Consider the following 17,495-nt stretch of genomic DNA (forward strand, 5'->3'; position numbering starts at 1 on the left):
GCGTTCGTGCTGCTCAATGACACTTGAAGCGGTCGAACGGCTCAAGGCAAGTGCGGCAGCGCCACTGCGCCTTGCACGGGGTCGAGCCGAAGCGGCTGACCTCCTCGGTCGCCATCGATCCGCAGCGCGGGCATTCGACGTCCCGGGACGGGTCGGGCGGGGCGATGCCATATGCTTTGAGTTTTGCCTTGCCCTCTTCGCTGATCATGTCGGTCGACCAGGGCGGGGTCAGCACGGTGCGAACCGCGACATCGCGATAGCCGGCGGCGTCCAATGCGGCGCGCACTTCCTGTTCGATGAACACCGTCGCCGGGCAGCCCGAATAGGTCGGCGTGATGGTCACTTGGGTTGCCGCGATATCGCGGACGATGCCGAGATCGATCACCGACACGACCGGAATTTCCGGGTCGGGAACGGCGGCCAGCACCGCCCGGATGGCGGCGACATCGTGCATCAGACGCGTTCGATCACCATGGCGATGCCCTGCCCGACGCCGATGCACATGGTGCACAGCGCGAGGCGGCCGCCGGAGCGCTGCAGCTCTTCGGTCGCGGTCAGCGCGAGGCGCGTGCCAGACATGCCGAGCGGGTGGCCGAGCGCGATGGCGCCGCCGTTGGGGTTCACATGCGCGGCATCGTCGGGAAGGCCGAGCTCGCGCATCACGGCGAGGCCCTGCGCGGCGAAGGCCTCGTTCAATTCGACCACGTCGATGTCGTCGATGTGCAGGCCCAGCCGTTCGAGCAGGCGCGCGGAAGCGGGCGCGGGGCCGATGCCCATGATGCGCGGCGGAACGCCGGCGACGGCGGTGCCGAGCACGCGGGCGCGGGGGGTGAGGCCGAAGCGTTCGACCGCTTCGCCCGATGCGATAATCAGCGCGGCAGCGCCGTCGTTGACGCCGCTGGCGTTGCCTGCGGTGACGGTGCCCCCCGGTTTCACGATGGGTTTCAGCGCGGCGAGTTTTTCGACGCTGGTTTCGCGGGGATGTTCGTCGCGGTCGACAATGATCGGTTCGCCCTTGCGCTGCGGAATGGTGACGGGCACGATTTCGGCGGCGAGACGGCCATTGGCCTGCGCGGCGGCGGCGCGGCGCTGGCTCTCGGCGGCGAAGCGGTCCTGGTCTTCGCGGCTGACATTATAGTCTTCCGCGACATTCTCGGCGGTTTCGGGCATCGAATCGATGCCATATTCGGCCTGCAGCTTCTTGTTGACGAAGCGCCAGCCGATGGTGGTGTCGTAGATGGCGTTGGCGCGGGAAAAGGCGCTGTCGGCCTTGGGCATGACGAACGGCGCGCGGGTCATGCTTTCGACCCCGCCGGCGATAACGAGGTTCGCTTCGCCCGCCTTGATGGCCCGGGCCGCCATGCCGACCGCGTCGAGGCCCGAGCCGCACAGGCGGTTGACGGTGGTGCCGGGCACCGCATCGCCAAGGCTTGCCAGCAGCGCAGCCATCCGCGCGACGTTGCGATTGTCCTCGCCCGCCTGGTTGGCACAGCCCATGATAAGGTCGTCGACCTGGTTCCAGTCGATACCCGGGTTGCGGGCCTTGAGCGCCGCCAGCGGGATGGCCGCCAGGTCGTCGGCGCGAACGTCCTTCAGCGCCCCGCCGAACCGGCCGATCGGCGTGCGGACGGCATCGCAGATGTAAGCGTCGCTCATTCGGCCTCGATCACCCCTCGACGGATCTGGTCGAGCTCGATGCTTTCGAACAGCGCCTTGAAATTGCCCTCGCCGAAGCCTTCGTTGCCCTTGCGCTGGATGATTTCGAAGAAGATCGGGCCGATGACGTTCTGGGTGAAGATCTGCAGCAGCAGGCCCTGGCCTTCGGTCGGCGCACCATCGACGAGGATGCGACGCTTTTCGAGTTCGGCAGTGGGCTCGCCATGGCCCTTCACCCGCTCGTCGACCAGCTCGTAATAAGTGTCGGGCGTATCCTGGAAGGGAATGCCGCGGGCACGGAGCGTGTCGACGGTCGCGTAGATGTCGGTCGAGCCGAGCGCGATGTGCTGGATGCCCTCGCCCTTATATTCGCGCAGGAATTCCTCGATCTGGCTCTTGTCGTCCTGGCTCTCGTTCAAAGGGATGCGGATCTTGCCGCAGGGGCTGGTCATCGCCTTGGAGAAGAGGCCGGTGACCTTTCCTTCGATGTCGAAGTAGCGAATCTCGCGGAAGTTGAAGAGCCTTTCGTAAAACTCCGCCCAAACCGCCATCCGACCGCGATTCAGATTGTGGGTGAGGTGGTCGACATAGGTGAGATTCGACGCATGGGCCGCCATCCGCTGGTCGGCGTCGGGATGGAAGTCGAAGTCGACGTCGTAGATCGAGCCGTGCGCGCCATATTGGTCGACGAAATAGAGGTGCGATCCGCCGATGCCCTCGATCGCCGGAATGTCCATCTCGCCCGTCGCCACGTCGGTCAGCGCGTTGGTCGCGCCAAGATCGAGCGCGCGCTTGTGCGCGGCCCCGGCGTCCTTGACCCGGAACGCCATGGCGCAGGCGCAGGGGCCGTGGTCGACCGCGAACTGGGCGGCGAAGCTGTTCGGTTCGGCGTTGATGATGAAATTGATGTCGCCCTGGCGGTGGAGCGTGACGTTCTTGCGCTTGTGACGCGCGACTCCGGGGAAGCCCATCTTGCCGAACAATTCGCGCAGCAGCTCAGGGTCCGGCGCGGCATATTCGACGAATTCGAAGCCGTCGGTGCCCATCGGATTCTCAAGGCCCAGCGGGCCGAGCTCGACGGAAGGGGCGGTTGCCATGATCATCTCTCCTTGTGAGCGCCCCTCTGCGCCGACGGGGCGATCTTTTCAAGGTTGGGGCGATGCGCCTATGCGGGTGACATGGACATTCCCAATGGCTGGACGCCCAGCGCCGACGGCAAGGCGATCGAAAAGCGGATGACCTTCGCGGATTTCTCCGAAGCCTTCGCCTTCCTCACCCGCGTCGCGATCGAAGCCGAAAAGCGCGATCATCATCCCGAATTCACCAGCGTCTGGAACCGGGTCGATTTCCGGCTGACCACCCATGATGCGGGTGGGGTGACCGACCGGGATGTGGAACTGGCGACGGCCATCGACCGTCTGAGGGTCAATTAAAGAAGGGACAAGGCATGGCGGCGAAGAAGCTGGTCGATTTCGGAAACGGGTTCTGGAACCTGCGCGGCGATTTCCGGATCGGCGGCGTCCTCAACGTCGGCACCCATGCATCGCTGGTCGCGCTGCCCGGCGGGCGGTTCGTCTGGCTCGACAGCTATACGCTCGAAGGCGAGGCGCTCAGCGAAGCGATGCGCCTTACCGACGGGGGCAAGGCGGTCGAGGCGATCCTCAACCTTCATCCCTTCCACACGCTGCATTGCGAATGGGCGCGCAAGACCTTCCCGGGCGCAAAGCTGTACGGATCCGAACGGCACAAGCGCAAATTCCCGGGGCTGAACTGGGAGGAGCCCAACGTCGAAGACCCGCGTGTCGCCGAGCTCTACGCCGAGGTTCTCGAATTTTCGCTGCCGCGGGGGGTGGATTATATCAGCGCCAACGAGAAGGTTCACTTCTCCTCGCTGCTCGCCTTCCACAAGCCGTCCCGCACGATCCATGTCGACGACACGCTGAGCTACCTTGCGTTTCCGTTCCCCGTGTCGCTGGTGAAGAAGGACAGCGGCCTGTTCTTCCATCCGACGCTGGCCAAGGCGCTGGAGCGGCAGGCCTCCGCATCCGACGATTTCCGCGGGTGGGCGCGCGAGCTTGGCGCACGGTGGAGCGATGCCGCGCGGGTGTGCGTCGCTCACGACGGTATCGTGCCGCTGCCCGACGCCGATTTCGAGCGGCGGGTCCAGCGCGCGCTCGAAAAAGTCGAACCGGTGTTGACCCGACACGAGCATGAGCACGACTGACAAGTCGTTCAAAATCTTTGCGAAAATCCGTTCTGTGACAGGCCCGAAAACAGGGCTTGACTCTTAAATCTACATATGTCGTATTTATGGCATGACCAAGCGTGAACGCCGTCCGTCCCGCCAAATGATTGCGCTGCTCGACGCCTTGTCGGCGTCGCGCGGTGAATGGCAGCATGGCTATCCGCTGATGAAGGCGACCGGCCTTAGTTCGGGTACCCTCTATCCGCTGCTGATGCGGATGACCGAGCAGGGGTTGGTCGAGTCCGAATGGCAGGCGCCCAACGAGCCCGGCCGACCGCCGCGGCACGCCTATCGGTTGACGAGCGCGGGCCGAACGCTCGCCGCGCAGCTGTACGACCCGAAGGCCGACGTCCAACCCGGTCGGACGGTGACCATATGAGCGAGCGGATCGCCCGCGCGCTCTTGGCGCTTGCATCGCGCGCGCTGGGGTCGCGTCACCGGGTCTGGGCTCAGGCCATGGAGGCCGAACTGTCGGCGGCGGTCGACGAAGGCCGCCCGCTGGGCTTCGCCATCGGCTGCCTGTCGGCAGCATGGCGCGAACTGGCGTTCATGCCCGAGGGCCGATTTGCACTTGCGCTACACCTGACGGCGGTCCTGCTGATCGTACCGATGGCGGGCGTCGGCCTGTGGCTGGGGGCGATCGGCTTTCCCTATCTGTCGATCGGCAATGTCGGCATCGATGGCTTCCTGGCCGGACAAAGCCAGCAGCTTCCCACCCTGCTGGTCGGCGAACGGGCGATGGCCCCGGCCCTGACGCTGATGGTGATGGCGCTGAGCGTCGGCCAGTTCATGCTCGCCCTCGCGCTGGTCGACCGCAATTGGGACCGGGTCTCGAGCATCGCGCGGTTCAATGCCGCGGCGTTGACGACCTTGATGCTGGTCACCGCCATCCTTTCGGTCGCCGGCGGACTGGTGCTGGTGATGGTGGCCGCCGTCGCGGTCGAGACCATGGCGCTGGTCGCCCTCCACTGGTGGCGCGAACTCGTGCCCTATGACGATTGGCCGGACGCGGCGCGAATAGCGGCCTGATCCGCCAAACATCCAATTACATTCCGACCCAAAACGAAGGAGCGATATTTATGCGCAGCCTGTCCCTACTCCTGCCTGCCTTGTTCGGCCTGACAATCGGAACCGCCGAGCCGACTTGGGCCAAGCGACCCGCCGCCTCGCCGTTCCTAGGCCTGTGGGAACTAGACCTTGGCAAGATGCCGGTGACGTACGGCACCCCCCCCAAGCGCGTCACCTACCGCTTTGTCGACGTCGGCGGCGGGCAGTGGCAGACCAAGATCGACATCACCGCGCAGGACGACAGCGTCCGCCACATGGAAGCGCAATTCACGCGTGATGGCAGCGTCGTTGCAAGCGCCGGCAACAAGGACGAAGGCGATCATGCTGCCGCAGGATCGCCCGCCCCCAACGTGCTGGTGCTGACCCTGGCCAAGGCCAAGCAGCTGGAATCGGTCCGGGTTTATGCGGTGTCGGCCGACGGCAAGACGATGACCGAGTCCGCCGCCGACGTCGACGACGAGGGCGTTCCCTTCGTCCGCAACTTCACCTTCCACCGCGTCGCGCGGTAGTCACGAGCCCTCCCTGGCGGCGCGCCGTATCCCTCTTCGGCGCGCCGCATTTTTGGCTGTGGCAATAATGACACGGTTTCGAACTGTTTGAAAAAGGTTCCGCAACCTTCATTCCGTCCCATGCATTGGGGCCATTGCAACACCCTGACTGGACCGTCGTCGTTCGCCCCTTTCCGGGGACCAACGTCGCCGGTCGAAACGGTTGCGAGTTTTGAAAGGTAGAACCCTATGAAGAAATATCTGCTAGCAGCAGCGGCCGTCGCGGCCGTTGCGACGCCGGCGATGGCCAAGGACGGTTCGCCGTACTTCGGCATCGAAGGCGGCATCATGTTCCCGAAGGATCAGGACGGCGATGCGATCGTCGATTACACGACGACCCAGACCCCGGCCACTCCGGCTGCCCCGGCCGGCCCGGCCGACACCACCTTCAACAACGCCTTCGGCCTTGATTACAAGAAGGGCCTCGATGTCGACGCCATTGTCGGTTACGACTTCGGCATGTTCCGCCTCGAAGGCGAACTGGGCTACAAGAAGGCCAACATCGACGAATTCCAGATCGATCCGGCGTTCGTCACCGGTCTGAACACCGCGCTCAACCGTCCGTCGGTTGCGCCGGATCCCGGCGCGCCGGGCCTGCCGGCCCTGGTCGCGAGCGATTTCGACCTGAACGGCAGCATGAAGGTCAAGTCGGCCATGGTGAACGGCCTGTTCGACTTTGGCGACAACAACGGCCTCAACTTCTACGCGGGTCTCGGCCTTGGCCGCGCCTGGGCGAAGCTCGGTGGGAGCAAGGACAGCGCATGGGCCGGCCAGCTCATCGCCGGTGTCCGCTACCCGGTCAGCTCGAACGTCGAAATCGGCCTGAAGTATCGCTACTTCCGCACCGGCAAGCTGAGCTTCTTCGATGACGGCGCGGCTGCCCTTGCCGGCAACCCGAACCGTTTCACCGTCGGCACCACGGCGCCGGTGATCGTCGACCAGACCACCAACGCGCTGGTGTCGACCGACTTCGAACAGAAGTTCCGTTCGCACAGCCTGCTGGCGAGCCTGATCTTCAACTTCGGTGGCGAAACGGCAGCTCCGCCGCCCCCGCCGCCGCCCCCGCCGCCCCCGCCGCCGCCCCCGCCGGCGACGCAGACCTGCGCGGACGGTTCGGTGATCCTGGCGAGCGAGGCCTGCCCGCCGCCGCCGCCGCCGCCCCCGCCGCCGCCGCCGCCGCCGGAACCCGAACGCGGCTAAGCTTCGGCTAAGCAAAAAGGAGGGGCCGTCCCAGCGATGGGGCGGCCCCTTCTTGCATCTTCAGGGCGACGACATGTCGGGGCGGTAACGGCAGGCCGGCTTGCGACGAACAGGGTAGGTCTCCAGCCAAAGGATCTGCCATGCGCCTGCCCCTTCCCCTCATCGCCGCCGGACTTGCCCTCGCCACCGTCACCTCCGTCGCGAGTGCGGCGCCGCCTGCGCCGGAGATCAGTGCCGAGGCCGACCACCTCGCAGCGCGCGGATACGACGTCACGGCCTACTTCACCGACGGCAAGGCGGTCCGCGGCCGCGCGGAATTTTCGACCGAGTATAAGGGCGCGACATGGCGCTTCGCCTCAGCCGACGCCAAGGCGAAATTCCTTGCCGATCCCGCCGCGTTCGCACCGCAATTCGGCGGATATTGTTCGTGGGCGGTCAGCCAGAATTATGTCGCGCCGGGCGATCCGGAACAGTGGAAGATCGTCGGCGGCAAGCTCTACCTGAACTTCAACGCCCGCGCGAAAGAGCTTTGGGAAGCCGACCAGGACGCAGCGATCGAACGCGGCAACGCCAACTGGCCGACGGTGCTGAGCCATCATCAGAATTGACGGTATCGCCTATTTGAGCGGCAGGAAAAGGTCGACCACCGCTTCATGTTCGGGCACGTCGGGGAAGAAGGCCAGTCGCTGTCCGTACAAGGAAAAATCGCCAGCCTCTTCGCCGCTTTGCGGCAGCCAATTCCGGTAGAGATAAAGCGCCGCTGCTTCGAGCTTGTCACCGGGCCCGACCACCCGGAGCACGGCGCGCCTGCCGCCCGGGATATTGCCGGCTTCGATCCCGTCGCCGAGGGCATGGCGCGGCGAGTCGACCCCCACGCACAAATCGACATGATAGTCGGTGATCGGGGTCGGGCGGGGGTCGGTGTGGAAGATGTTGAACGTCGGGTTGTTCTTCGGGGTCAGGCCATTGGCCCGGCGCCAAGCGATGAAGCGCTGGATCGTCGCGCCTAGGGCGGCAGGATCGCCGCGATGTTCCATGAAGGCCACCGCGATCGGCGCCACATCGCGGATGGTTACGTCGTCAGGTGAATAGGTCTGAGTCAAAAGCTTGCTCCTGGCATGATCGAGTGGCCCGAATGCCGCATGCCACGCTTCCCAATCCGGTTCGCTGCGAAACGACGACGGGGACTGGCCGAACCGTCGGCGAAAGGCCCGCGCGAAGGCATCCGGTGCGTCATAACCCGCATCGAACGCGACATCGGTGACCGTGTCGCCGGAACGGTAGGCGAGCCGATAGGAAGCCCGCTTCATTCGCAGCAGCTGCAGGTAACGGTGCACGGTAATGCCGAACGTCGCCGAAAACTGCCGATGGAAGTGGAATGGCGAGAAGGCGGCGACCCGGCTCAGTGTCGTCACGTCCAGATCGTCATCGAGATGCCGGTCGATATGATCCAGCACCCGCTGCATCCGGGCATGATAATGTTGAAGCCTGGCCGTCATCTTCCTCACCGCTATCGTGGCGCAGCAGCAGGTGGACGAAAAGGGTCGATCGTGCTCGACCGATCTTGCTTACCTAGATCATCGGCAGGTCGAGACCCTGTTCCTTCGCGCAGTCGATGGCGATCTGATAACCCGCGTCGGCGTGGCGCATGACGCCGGTGCCGGGGTCGTTCCACAGCACGCGCTGCAGGCGGCGCGCGGCGTCTTCGGTGCCGTCGGCGACGATGACCATGCCGCTGTGCTGCGAATAGCCCATGCCGACGCCTCCGCCATGGTGGAGCGAGACCCAGGTCGCGCCGCCCGCGGTGTTGAGCAGGGCGTTGAGCAGCGGCCAGTCGCTGACCGCGTCGCTGCCGTCCATCATGCTTTCGGTTTCGCGGTTGGGCGAGGCGACGCTGCCGCTGTCGAGATGGTCGCGGCCGATGACGATCGGGGCCTTCAGTTCGCCGTTCGCGACCATTTCGTTGAAGGCGACGCCGAGCTTGTGGCGGAGGCCAAGGCCGACCCAGCAGATGCGCGCGGGAAGGCCCTGAAAGGCGATGCGTTCCCTGGCCATATCGAGCCAGCGGTGGAGGTGCGGATCGTCGGGGATCAATTCCTTCACCTTGGCGTCGGTCTTGTAGATGTCTTCCGGGTCGCCGCTTAGCGCCGCCCAGCGGAACGGTCCGATGCCGCGGCAGAAGAGCGGGCGGACGTAGGCGGGAACGAAGCCGGGGAAGTCGAAGGCGTTCAAGACGCCGTCGTCATAGGCTTCCTGGCGGATGTTGTTGCCATAGTCGAAGGTCGGGATGCCCATTTTCTGGAAGGCGAGCATCGCTTCGACATGGGCGGCCATCGAATGGCGCGCGGCCTCGACCACCGCGGCGGGATCGCGTTCCCGCATCTCGGCCCACTTGGCGACGCTCCAGCCGGCGGGGCAGTAGCCGTTGGCGGGGTCATGGGCCGACGTCTGGTCGGTGACCGCGTCGGGGCGGATGCCGCGCTTCACCATATCGGGCAGGATTTCCGCCGCGTTGCCGAGGACGCCGACGCTGACCGGTTCCTTCGCGTTACGGATGATTTCAAGCGCCTCGTCGATGCTGTCGGCGCGGTAATCGAGATAACGGGTTTCGAGCCGCTTCTGGATCGAGCTTTCCTGTACTTCGATCGCGATGCAGTGGGCGCCGGCCATCACCGCCGCAAGCGGCTGCGCGCCGCCCATGCCGCCGAGGCCCGCGGTGAGGATCCACTTGCCGGTGAGGTCGCCGCCGAAATGCTGGCGGCCCATCTCCGCAAAGGTTTCGTAGGTGCCCTGAACGATGCCCTGGCTGCCGATGTAGATCCACGATCCGGCCGTCATCTGGCCGTACATCATCAGGCCCTTGCGATCGAGTTCGTTGAACTTTTCCCACGTCGCCCATTTGGGGACGAGGTTGGAGTTGGCGATGAGTACCCGCGGCGCATCCTTGTGGGTCGGGAAAACGCCGACCGGCTTGCCCGACTGGACCAGCAGCGTCTGGTCTTCCTCGAGCCGTTCGAGCACTTCGACAATCTTGTCGTAGCAGGCCCAGTTGCGCGCGGCGCGGCCGATGCCGCCATAGACGACGAGGCTCTGCGGATTCTCCGCGACTTCATCGTCGAGGTTGTTCATCAGCATGCGCACCGCCGCTTCGGTGGTCCAATGCTTGGCGACTTTTTCGGAACCGGTGCGCGCCTTGATGCGGCGGCTGTTGTCGAGGCGGGGGTTGGTCATGGCAATCCGACAAATTTGGAGAGTCGCGCGGCCTTTAACGCCGGCAAGGCCGCTGCCCAAGCATAATCGAGACTGTCAGATGACCGGACTGCACCGTCGATAGTGCTCAACCCCGAGAGGTTCATCCAATGATAGGTTCGGGAGGATAACGCGACGCAGACCGCCACGCCCATATTCAATCGGGAGCATCAGGCAATCCCTGCCGGGCGCCCTCCAAGGGTCAAGGCTAGCGTAGAGGTCAGGAGTGACCTTTACTTCTATCTCGCGGCTATCATCGTCGACCGTAAACGACGCGTATTGTCCGGACCTGCCTATTCGGAAGCCAGTCACTTTTGCCTCTAGAGCATGAACTGTCCGATTGCCGCCCACGAACGCAAGCTCTGCTGTAAGGGTCCGGCACAAGTAAATGCCGACAAATATGGAAAAAATCGGAAGCGCTATCAGCCCAATTGTTTGGCGCGTCGTCGACTGAGCTGTAGGCATTTTGGAAACCAAATGCGCCGCCCATAGGCCAAACGCTAGTCCGCACAGACCGCTGAGGAAGTTTACCTGGAAAGGAAGTTGGTCAACCAGCGTGGCCTTCTGGAGAAGCAAGTTCGCGAACAGCAAAGCCGTGACCGCTGCTATGATTGCGGCTTGCTTCTTTTGAGCCGGGGTTCGCTCATGAGACTGCTCTGACGACACAACAAAGGACATTGCCCTAGCCGTCCTGCCCCGCAAAAAATCGTCGTTCCGGTCCCGGCATGCCGACCCAATAACCGAGCTCGGCGATATCATCGATGCGCCAGGCGCAGAGGTCGGCGGTCTTGCCCGCGGCGACGGTGCCGATGTCGTGGGCGAGGCCGAGCGCGCGGGCGGCGTTGACGGTCATGCCTTGGATCGCTTCTTCCGGGGTGAGGCCGAACAGGGTGCAGGCCATGTTCATGGCGAGCTGGGGATTGAGGAGAGGCGAGGTGCCCGGGTTGCAGTCAGTCGCGATCGCCATCGGCACGCCATGGTCGCGAAGCAGCTGGACCGGCGGCTTTTTCGTTTCCTGCAACGTGTAATAGGCGCCGGGCAGGAGCACCGCGACCATGCCCGCCGCCGCCATCGCCTTGGCGCCGGCGGCATCGAGATATTCGAGATGATCGGCCGACAGCGCCTTATACTGGGCGGCGAGCTCGGCGCCCTTCTGATTACTCAATTGCTCGGCGTGGATGCGAACCGGAAGCCCGTTGGCGCGCGCCGCGGTGAAGACGCGGTCGACCTCCTTTGGGGTGAAGGCGATGGTTTCGCAAAAAGCATCGACGCTGGTGGCTAGGCCCGCCTTGGCAACCGCCGGGATCATCTCTTCGACGATCATTTTCAAATAGGCGTCGCGTTCGGGACCTTCCTTGGCGCCCGGCGGCAAGGCGTGGGCGGCGAGCAGCGTCGGCACGATCCGCACCGGCAGGTCGCGGCCGATCGCCCTGGCGGCGTTGAGCAGGCGGATCTCGGCGGCGGTGTCGAGGCCGTACCCCGATTTTACCTCGACCGTCGTAACGCCGCCCGCCATCAACGCTTCGAGTCGGCGCCGGGAGGCTGAACGCAATTCGTCCGTGCCGGTCGCCGCGGTCATGCCGACGGTCGACATGATCCCGCCGCCCGCCTTGGCGATCTCCTCATAGGTCGCACCGGCGCGACGCATCGCATGTTCCTTGGCGCGGGTGCCGCCGAAGACGAGATGCGTGTGGCAGTCAATCAGCCCCGGCGTGACCCAGGCGCCGCCGAGCGCAACCACTTCCTTGTAGCGGAAGCCGGCCAGTTCGGTTCGCTTGCCGACGCGGACGATCTTGCCGCCGTCGATGCCGATCGCCGCATTGGGGAAAAGGCCCAGCGGGTTGCCCGGCTGCGGCACCATCGTCGCGACATGGCAGTCGGTAATCAGGCGATCCCACATGGTGGTGGATTTGGGCGGCAAGGCTGCTAGTCGTCAAGCATGAGCTGGCCCAATCTTTCCGACCTTTTGCGCCCGCAGGATCATCAGGCGCCGGTCGGACTGGTCGGCGCGCCGCTGGCGGCAGGGTCGGTGACGCCGGGCCGTTGCGACTTGGCGCCGCAAAAGCTGCGCGACACGCTGCGCCGGATCGGCCGCTACGATGTCGAAACGGGCAAGGAGATCGCGAGCGCGATCGCCGACCATGGCGACGTGCCGATCTCCGGGCTCAGCATCGAGGAGGCGACCCAGCCCATCCGCGACGCCGCCAGCGCTAGCGTTGCGCGGCATGGGCTGACACTGCTGGTCGGCGGCAACAATGCGGTCACGAGGCCCGGCGCGCATGCGCTCGGCCTGCCGCTCGACAAGGTCGGCCTGATTACGCTCGACGCCCATTTCGACATGCGCGACACCAGTCAGGGACTCGGCAACGGTAATCCGGTTCGGGCGCTGCGCGAAGACGGCCTGCCGGGCAGGAACGTTGCCCAGATCGGTCTCGCCAGCTTCGCCAACAGCGCGGACATGCATCGCGACGCGTTGGACGGCGGTCATCTGGTCGTGACGATCGAAGAGGTTCGTCGAGGCGGGATAGAAAGGGCGATCCGGTCCGCGCTCGATCATGTTTCCCATTGCGACGCTATCGTGGTCGACTGCGACATCGACGTCATCGATCGAGGGCAATTGCCGGGTGCACCCGGCGCGCGACCGGGCGGAATGGCGGCACATGATTTCTTCGCAGCCATGCGCCAGCTTGCAGCGTCGCCGAAGGTCAGGCTGATCGACCTCACCGAATGGGACCCGCCGCTGGATTCGACCGATCTCAGCGCCTTGGTGGCTGCGCGTTGGGTGGCCGAATGCCTCGCGGGCTACGAACTTCGTTGAAATATTCACCGGTCGTTGCCTAGCGGCCGGTCCCCCGACAGTTTTGCAGTGCAGCAAAACAGGGGTCGCACATGGAACAGGCGTTAACGGTCGACACGGGCAGCACGGCGTGGATGCTGACCTCTACCTTGCTGGTCATGCTCATGATCGTGCCCGGCCTCGCGCTCTTTTACGGCGGCCTCGTTCGTTCGAAAAACGTGTTGTCGGTGATGAGCCAAGTGCTCGGCGTCGGGTGCCTCGGCATCTTGGTGTGGGTCGGCTGGGGCTACAGCCTGTCGTTTTCGGGCGCCAACGCCATCGTCGGCGACCTTGCCAAGTTCGGGTTGAAGGGCGTCGGCGGCGACAGCCTGTGGGCAGTGGGCACGGCGGGCAGCGCCATCCCTGAACTGGTGTTCGTTTGCTTCCAGATGACCTTCGCGGCGATCACCGCCGCGCTGGTTATCGGTGCGACGGTCGAGCGGGTGAAATTCAGTGCAATCCTGTTCTTCTCGCTGCTGTTCCTGACTTTCATCTATGCGCCGATCGCGCACATGGTGTGGGCCGCCGACGGCTATATCTTCAAGCTCGGCGCGCTCGATTTCGCAGGCGGCACGGTCGTTCATATCAACGCCGGCATTGCCGGCCTCGTCGGCGTGCTGATCGCCGGCCGGCGCATCGGCTTCCCGAAGGAGGCCATGCCGCCGCACAACCTGGCGCTGGTCCTGATCGGAACCGGGCTGCTGTGGGTCGGCTGGTTCGGGTTCAACGCCGGCTCCGCGCTCGAAGCGGGCGGGTTGGCGGGCATTGCCATGCTCAACACCTTCGTCTGTCCGGCGGCGGCGGCGCTCGCCTGGATGGGCATCGAGCGCGTGCGTTCGGGCAAGCCGTCGCTGCTGGGCGGTGCGTCCGGGGCGGTGGCAGGGTTGGTCGCGATCACCCCGGCGGCCGGCGTATCCGGCCCGCTCGGCGCGATCCTGCTCGGCGCGGCCGTTAGCCTGGGATGCTACAGCTTCATCGCCAAGCTCAAGCACCGCCTCAATCTCGACGATAGCCTCGATGTCTTCGGGATCCATGGGCTGGGCGGCATCATCGGTTCGATCGGCACCGCAGTCGTCGCCCTTCCCGCGCTGGGCGGACATGGTGCCGACGACTATGCGCTGGGCGGCCAGCTCACCAAGCAGGTCATCGCGGTCGCGGTGGCGATCGCCTGGTCCGGAATCGGATCGGCGGTCTTCTGGACGCTGACCAAATTGCTGTTCGGCCTGCGGGTCAGCGACGATGACGAGCGCGAAGGCCTCGACGTCGCCGATCATGGCGAGCGGGCCTACAACGCGTAAGACACGGTCGGGGGAATGGGAAATGCGGGTCGTTCGCGGCCCGCATTTTCTGTTGGCCGCGGTGAAATACGCTTCGGCACGACCGATCCGGCGAAGGGGGCCAATATGGCCCACGACCGCTCCCATTGGGACAGCCGAGCGCGGCAAGGCTGAAGGGGATAACGGCATGATCCACGGCGCGTTGCGCGCACCACGCCATTGAGTGCCCAGACCTCGGCGGATACAAAAAACCCGCCACAAGGGCGGGTCATTGGTCTGGTTGCGGGGGTAGGATTTGAACCTACGACCTTCAGGTTATGAGCCTGACGAGCTACCGGGCTGCTCCACCCCGCGTCACCATAGCTGAGCCGGAGATCCGGCACGCTTCATGCGTGTTGGATCGGGCTCAATCCGGACCTCAGCCTTGCGAAGCCTGCGGCTTCGATTGGCCATGCCCGGTAGACAAAAAAGCCGCCGCTCAGGTGGCCCCGGCAGCGGCTTTTTCAAGACTTGTGAATGGGTTTTCTCACATTCGCTGGCTGCAAAGCCTGGCGACGACCTACTCTTCCACTGCTTAAGCAGTAGTACCATCGGCGCTGTCTGGTTTCACGTCCGAGTTCGGGATGGGATCGGGTGGGTCACAGACGCTATGGCCACCAAGCTATGGAGCCAGCGAAGCGAGAAATTCTAGAAATCGTGCGACCAAAGTATTGGCGTCATCTAGCTGAAGATTTGCCAGTCGATCGACAGGATTGTCGATGATGGTGGGACTCTTCAAGCGCGAACAGAGCAATTAGGACCGGTTAGCTCCATGCATTACTGCACTTCCACATCCGGCCTATCAACGTGGTGGTCTTCCACGGCTCGATGATACCTTATCTTGAGGGAGGCTTCCCGCTTAGATGCTTTCAGCGGTTATCCCGTCCATGCATAGCTACCCAGCTGCGCTCTTGGCAGAACGACTGGTGCACCAGAGGCATGTTCACCCCGGTCCTCTCGTACTAGGGGCAACTCCTCTCAAGTATCGACGCCCACGGCAGATAGGGACCAAACTGTCTCGCGACGTTCTGAACCCAGCTCACGTACCACTTTAATTGGCGAACAGCCAAACCCTTGGGACCTGCTCCAGCCCCAGGATGTGATGAGCCGACATCGAGGTGCCAAACAACCCCGTCGATATGAGCTCTTGGGGGTTATCAGCCTGTTATCCCCGGCGTACCTTTTATCCGTTGAGCGATGGCCCTTCCACGAGGGACCACCGGATCACTATGACCGACTTTCGTCTCTGCTCGACTTGTCAGTCTCGCAGTCAGGCAGGCTTATGCCATTGCACTCTATCAGACGGTTTCCAACCGTCCTGAGCCTACCATCGCGCGCCTCCGTTACTCTTTAGGAGGCGACCGCCCCAGTCAAACTACCCGCCACAGAGGGTCCCTGAACCGGATAACGGTTCGAGGTTAGACTGTAGAAAACAACAGGGTGGTATTTCACCAGTGACTCCACCTGAGCTGGCGCCCAGGCTTCAAAGCCTCCCACCTATCCTACACAATTGTTTCCCACAGCCACTCTGAAGCTGCAGTAAAGGTGCACGGGGTCTTTCCGTCTAACCGCGGGTACTCCGCATCTTCACGGAGAATTCAATTTCGCTGAGCATCTCCTGGAGACAGTGGGGAAGTCGTTACGCCATTCGTGCAGGTCGGAACTTACCCGACAAGGAATTTCGCTACCTTAGGACCGTTATAGTTACGGCCGCCGTTTACCTGGGCTTCAATTCGGAGCTTGCACTCCTCCTCTTAACCTTCAGGCACCGGGCAGGCGTCAGACCCTATACGTCGTCTTGAAGCCGACTTAGCAGAGCCCTGTGTTTTTGCTAAACAGTCGCTACCCCCTGGCCTGTGCCCCCCATGAAAAGTTGCCTTAACATGGGGCCTCCTTCTTCCGAAGGTACGGAGGCAATTTGCCGAGTTCCTTCAGGAGACTTCTCTCAAGCGCCTTGGTATACTCTACCTGCCCACCTGTGTTGGTTTCGGGTACGGTCTATATGGAGGGGCTATTTCCTGGAACCTCTTCGCTGCCCTTACCAATCCGATAAGGAAGAACAACTTACGAGATCCGTCACACACCTCCAGGTACAGGAATATTAACCTGTTTCCCATCGACTACCCCCTTCGGGCTCGTCTTAGGGGCCGACTCACCCTGCGCGGATTAGCCTTGCGCAGGAACCCTTGGGCTTTCGGCGAGAGGGCATCTCACCCTCTTTATCGCTACTCATGTCAGCATTCGCACTTCTGATATCTCCACGGTCGGTTACCCTTCCGCTTCACAGACTTACAGAACGCTCCGCTACCGCTCAGTCAAAGACTGAACCCTAAGCTTCGGTGCATCACTTTAGCCCCGTTACATCTTCGCCGCAGGAACCCTTAATTAGACCAGTGAGCTGTTACGCTTTCTTTAAAGGATGGCTGCTTCTAAGCCAACCTCCTGGTTGTTTTGGGACTCCCACATGCTTTCCCACTTAGTGATGACTTGGGGACCTTAGCTGTAGGTTAGGGCTGTTTCCCTTTTGACGACGGACCTTAGCACCCGCCGTCTGTCTCCCGGACTATACTCTCAGGTATTCGGAGTTTGGTTAGGTTTGGTACCGCTCGCGCAGCCCTAGCCCATCCAGTGCTCTACCCCCTGAGGAAAACATCCGAGGCACTACCTCAATAGTTTTCGCGGAGAACCAGCTATTTCCCGGCTTGATTGGCCTTTCACCCCTAAACACAACTCATCCGGTAACTTTTCAACGTTAATCGGTTCGAGCCTCCAGTGCGTGTTACCGCACCTTCACTCTGGTCATGCCTAGATCGCCGGGTTTCGGGTCTAATGCATCAAACTCAGTCGCCCTATTCAGACTCGCTTTCGCTGCGCCTACACCTATCGGCTTAAGCTTGCTTGATACATTAAGTCACTGACCCATTATGCAAGAGGTACGCGGTCACATCTCAAGGATGCTCCCACTGCTTGTAGGCAACCGGTTTCAGGTACTGTTTCACTCCCCTCATCGGGGTGCTTTTCACCTTTCCCTCACGGTACTAGTTCACTATCGGTCATACACGAGTATTTAGGCTTAGAGGGTGGTCCCCCTATGTTCAGACAGGATTACACGTGTCCCGCCCTACTCAAGTCCTGATGTTTCGTTTTCGCATACGGGGCTGTCACCCACTCTGGCCGGTCTTTCCAAACCGTTCTGCTAACTAAACACCAGGCACTGGCCTGGTCCGCTTTCGCTCGCCACTACTTACGGAATCTCGGTTGATGTCTTTTCCTCCGGCTACTTAGATGTTTCAGTTCACCGGGTTTGCTTCACTAAGCCTATTTTATTCAGCAAAGTGATATCCTTCCTATTTAACTCCGCTCCTGATTGCTCAGGG

Annotated in this window: 15 protein-coding genes, 1 tRNA gene and 2 rRNA genes (1 of these 18 only partly in view); 9 read left to right on the forward strand and 9 right to left on the reverse strand. The window is 62.9% G+C overall.

Translation table 11 applies throughout. From position 1 onward, the window contains the following. Positions 1 to 13: 13 nt before the first annotated feature. From paaD to hppD, 3 genes are read right to left on the reverse strand one after another with little or no spacing between them, the layout of a single operon-like run. Complete coding sequence (paaD, locus tag G570_RS01425; RefSeq protein ID WP_037498374.1) at positions 14 to 454, reverse strand: 1,2-phenylacetyl-CoA epoxidase subunit PaaD; 441 nt, start codon at positions 452 to 454, stop codon at positions 14 to 16. After that, positions 454 to 1,656 (reverse strand): 3-oxoadipyl-CoA thiolase, encoded by a 1,203-nt coding sequence (gene pcaF / locus G570_RS01430; protein ID WP_037498377.1) that lies wholly within the window; start codon positions 1,654 to 1,656, stop codon positions 454 to 456. Before pcaF ends, paaD begins: the two co-directional genes overlap by 1 nt. Continuing rightward, complete coding sequence (gene hppD / locus G570_RS01435; RefSeq protein WP_037503340.1) at positions 1,653 to 2,753, reverse strand: 4-hydroxyphenylpyruvate dioxygenase; 1,101 nt, start codon at positions 2,751 to 2,753, stop codon at positions 1,653 to 1,655. The genes pcaF and hppD overlap by 4 nt, the downstream gene beginning before the upstream one ends. 81 nt (positions 2,754 to 2,834) lie before the next feature. On the opposite strand from hppD, the gene G570_RS01440 reads away from it, so the two are divergent. The 7 genes from G570_RS01440 (at position 2,835) to G570_RS01470 (ending at position 7,325) form a co-directional block, all read left to right on the forward strand. After that, a complete protein-coding gene (locus G570_RS01440; protein WP_051503924.1) occupies positions 2,835 to 3,089 on the forward strand; it encodes a 4a-hydroxytetrahydrobiopterin dehydratase in 255 nt (84 codons plus the stop codon). Between the two features lie 14 nt (positions 3,090 to 3,103). Continuing rightward, positions 3,104 to 3,880, forward strand: a complete 777-nt coding sequence (locus G570_RS01445) for a hypothetical protein (RefSeq protein WP_037498382.1) — start codon at positions 3,104 to 3,106, stop codon at positions 3,878 to 3,880. Positions 3,881 to 3,971: 91 nt separating this feature from the next. Then, positions 3,972 to 4,280: a PadR family transcriptional regulator gene (locus G570_RS01450; RefSeq protein WP_245600235.1), complete on the forward strand. Its 309-nt coding sequence runs from the start codon at positions 3,972 to 3,974 to the stop codon at positions 4,278 to 4,280. Beyond that, complete coding sequence (locus G570_RS01455; protein ID WP_037498384.1) at positions 4,277 to 4,930, forward strand: hypothetical protein; 654 nt, start codon at positions 4,277 to 4,279, stop codon at positions 4,928 to 4,930. The genes G570_RS01450 and G570_RS01455 overlap by 4 nt, the downstream gene beginning before the upstream one ends. 50 nt (positions 4,931 to 4,980) lie before the next feature. After that, entirely contained in the window at positions 4,981 to 5,478 is a 498-nt protein-coding gene (locus G570_RS01460; protein ID WP_245600236.1) for a hypothetical protein, read from the forward strand. Positions 5,479 to 5,706: 228 nt separating this feature from the next. Beyond that, positions 5,707 to 6,717: an outer membrane protein gene (locus G570_RS14030; protein ID WP_051503925.1), complete on the forward strand. Its 1,011-nt coding sequence runs from the start codon at positions 5,707 to 5,709 to the stop codon at positions 6,715 to 6,717. A gap of 140 nt (positions 6,718 to 6,857) precedes the next feature. Beyond that, a complete protein-coding gene (locus tag G570_RS01470; RefSeq protein ID WP_037498387.1) occupies positions 6,858 to 7,325 on the forward strand; it encodes a YHS domain-containing (seleno)protein in 468 nt (155 codons plus the stop codon). A gap of 9 nt (positions 7,326 to 7,334) precedes the next feature. Here the strand turns inward: G570_RS01470 and G570_RS01475 are convergent, their stop codons facing one another. From G570_RS01475 to hutI, 3 genes are all read right to left on the reverse strand, one after another. Then, positions 7,335 to 8,216, reverse strand: a complete 882-nt coding sequence (locus G570_RS01475) for an AraC family transcriptional regulator (RefSeq protein WP_037503350.1) — start codon at positions 8,214 to 8,216, stop codon at positions 7,335 to 7,337. 73 nt (positions 8,217 to 8,289) lie between these two features. After that, entirely contained in the window at positions 8,290 to 9,948 is a 1,659-nt protein-coding gene (hutU, locus tag G570_RS01480) for a urocanate hydratase (RefSeq protein WP_037498389.1), read from the reverse strand. A 700-nt stretch (positions 9,949 to 10,648) separates the two neighbouring features. Further along, positions 10,649 to 11,866, reverse strand: a complete 1,218-nt coding sequence (hutI, locus tag G570_RS01490; RefSeq protein WP_037498393.1) for an imidazolonepropionase — start codon at positions 11,864 to 11,866, stop codon at positions 10,649 to 10,651. 39 nt (positions 11,867 to 11,905) lie between these two features. On the opposite strand from hutI, the gene G570_RS01495 reads away from it, so the two are divergent. Together G570_RS01495 and G570_RS01500 are read left to right on the forward strand one after the other, a co-directional pair. Then, positions 11,906 to 12,784 (forward strand): arginase family protein, encoded by an 879-nt coding sequence (locus G570_RS01495; RefSeq protein ID WP_037498395.1) that lies wholly within the window; start codon positions 11,906 to 11,908, stop codon positions 12,782 to 12,784. A 71-nt stretch (positions 12,785 to 12,855) separates the two neighbouring features. Beyond that, the gene (locus G570_RS01500; protein ID WP_051503926.1) at positions 12,856 to 14,100 is read left to right on the forward strand and encodes an ammonium transporter; all 1,245 of its coding nucleotides are present in this window, start codon (positions 12,856 to 12,858) and stop codon (positions 14,098 to 14,100) included. A 256-nt stretch (positions 14,101 to 14,356) separates the two neighbouring features. On the opposite strand, the gene G570_RS01505 is transcribed toward G570_RS01500, so the two are convergent. The 3 genes from G570_RS01505 to G570_RS01515 all read right to left on the reverse strand — a co-directional run. Beyond that, a tRNA-Met gene (locus G570_RS01505) sits at positions 14,357 to 14,433 on the reverse strand. Between the two features lie 192 nt (positions 14,434 to 14,625). Then, positions 14,626 to 14,740: ribosomal RNA gene (gene rrf, locus G570_RS01510) — 5S ribosomal RNA — on the reverse strand. Between the two features lie 112 nt (positions 14,741 to 14,852). Continuing rightward, positions 14,853 to 17,495, reverse strand: a 23S ribosomal RNA gene (locus G570_RS01515) (it continues 150 nt past the right edge of the window).

The organism is Sphingomonas jaspsi DSM 18422 (genome assembly GCF_000585415.1).
In the GTDB taxonomy this organism is placed as follows: domain Bacteria; phylum Pseudomonadota; class Alphaproteobacteria; order Sphingomonadales; family Sphingomonadaceae; genus Sphingomicrobium; species Sphingomicrobium jaspsi.